Annotated in this window: 1 protein-coding gene and 1 pseudogene; both read right to left on the bottom strand. The window is 64.5% G+C overall.

The genetic code is table 11. The features are described 5' to 3' along the window. Positions 1–166 (bottom strand): annotated as a pseudogene (locus IEW63_RS14540) (electron transfer flavoprotein subunit alpha/FixB family protein); the annotation flags it as partial. A gap of 1 nt (position 167) precedes the next feature. Further along, positions 168–716, bottom strand: a 549-nt coding sequence (locus tag IEW63_RS14535) for an electron transfer flavoprotein subunit beta/FixA family protein (RefSeq protein ID WP_188637348.1), incomplete at its 5' end; no start/stop codon positions are given.

The following is a 716-nucleotide window of genomic DNA, read 5'->3' as shown; positions in this document are numbered from 1 at the left end:
TGGAGACACCGGCGATCTTGGCAGCGGCTTCCGCTACGGCGCCACAACCGGCACCGGCCACCAGCACCTCGATGTCGCCACCGATGGCCTGGGCAGCGGCCACGGTGTTCAGGGTGGCGGCGTTCAGCTCGGCATTGTTGTGTTCGGCAATAACCAGAATCGTCATGTCAGATCACCTTGGCTTCGTTCTTCAGTTTGTCGAGCAGCTCGTCAACGGTCTTGACCTTGATGCCGGCGCTGCGGGCGGCCGGGGCTTCGACCTTCAGGGTGCTCAGGGTGGAGGCGGTGCTCACGCCCAGCTCGTCCGGCTTGAGGGTTTCCAGCGGCTTCTTCTTGGCCTTCATGATGTTCGGCAGCGACGCGTAGCGCGGCTCGTTCAGGCGCAGGTCAGTGGTGACGATGGCCGGCAGCTTCAGGTCAACGGTCTGCAGACCGCCGTCGATCTCGCGGGTGACCTTGACGCGCTCGCCTTCCACAGCCACTTCGGAGGCGAAGGTGCCCTGGGCGTAGCCGCTCAGTGCAGCCAGCATCTGGCCGGTCTGGTTGTTGTCGGAGTCAATCGCCTGCTTGCCGAGGATGACCAGCTGCGGCTGTTCCTTGTCCACCACAGCCTTGAGCAGCTTGGCGATGGCCAGCGAGTTCAGGTCGTCGTTGCTCTCGACCAGAATGGCGCGGTCGGCACCCAGTGCCAGGGCGGTACGCAGCTGCTCCTGGGC

Source organism: Halopseudomonas pertucinogena, from assembly GCF_014646575.1.
Lineage (GTDB): Bacteria > Pseudomonadota > Gammaproteobacteria > Pseudomonadales > Pseudomonadaceae > Halopseudomonas > Halopseudomonas pertucinogena.
Note: the sequence above shows the minus strand (reverse complement) of the source record. Positions and strands in the feature narration are given on the sequence as shown.